The sequence below is a fragment of the Arhodomonas sp. KWT genome (genome assembly GCF_010993615.1).
In genome coordinates this window covers 1-1,062 of sequence record NZ_WNXE01000562.1, presented here as the reverse complement: position 1 = coordinate 1,062, position 1,062 = coordinate 1, and the positions used below count along the sequence as shown (strand labels likewise).

Annotated in this window: 1 protein-coding gene; it reads right to left on the bottom strand. The window is 64.2% G+C overall.

Annotated features, from left to right (window positions below; all coding sequences use genetic code 11):
• Positions 1-970: IS481 family transposase (locus G7A99_RS20730; protein ID WP_163143776.1), on the bottom strand; the 970-nt coding region annotated here is incomplete at its 3' end.
• Between the last annotated feature and the right edge of the window lie 92 nt (positions 971-1,062).

The following is a 1,062-nucleotide window of genomic DNA, read 5'->3' as shown; positions in this document are numbered from 1 at the left end:
TGTCAGGTCCCGGATGATTGCGCACCTGCCGAATGAATAGTTGCGGGTGGCTTTGTTGCCATTCCTTCAGCGCCTGTATCGGCGTTCGCTGGTGCAGCGCTTTCTGCGGTATGTGGTGATTGTACAGGTGGCAGTAGCGCTTGAGCGTGGTTTCCAGGTCCTGCCGGGAATCGAAGCGATGGCTGGCCAGGACCTCGCTGATGCGCCCGTTGAAGCGCTCGACCATGCCGTTGGTCTGCGGCCGGCGCACCGGTGAGAGGCGATGCTCGATGCCCGCCTCGGCGCAGAGCCGGTCGAAGACGTGCTCGCCGCTGGGCTGGCGAGCTTTGGCCTGAAGCCGATCGGTGAAGGCCTTGTCGTTGTCGGTGAGCAGCTTGCGGATGCGGAACGGCGCCTTGCCCCGTACGGCCTTGAGGAAGGCCGTTGCCGAGCGAGTGGACTTGTTGGCCTTGAGCTCAACGTAGACCCAGCGCGTGGCCCGGTCGATGGCCACGAACAGGTACCGGCGCCGGCTCTCGTCGGGCATCTGCGGCAGGTACTTGTAGTCGATATGGATATAGCCTGGCTCGTAGGCCTTGAAGGGCTTGGATTTGATCTCCTGCGAGGACTCGGCTGGCGTGAGATCGGCCAGCCGGGAGACACCGTTGCGACGCAGGCACCGGTCCAGCGCCGCGCGGCTGAGCCGCGGGTGGATGAACTCCCGGACCACCGCGAGCAGGTCATCGAGCGGCAGCAACAAGGTGCGTCGCAGCTCAATGACAATGGCCTCCTGCGCCGGGGAGAGCGTACTCAGCAGGTTCTTGCGCGTATGCGAGCGATCATGGACATCGTCCCGGCGGCGCCAGTGGCGCACCGTGCTGATCGAGATCCCCAGCTCCTCGGCCAGTTCCCGGCTGGTCTTGGTCGAGGCCTGAATATACGCCCGGGTCTTCGGGGTCGTCGTGGCGTTCGCGTGCAGTCGAATGTTCAGCGCCGGGCCTCCTCGGCTAGTGTGCTCAGCACCTCTCGGGCCAACCACAGAGGATAACTCCTCGGCGAGATGCAATCATCCGAGACCCTACA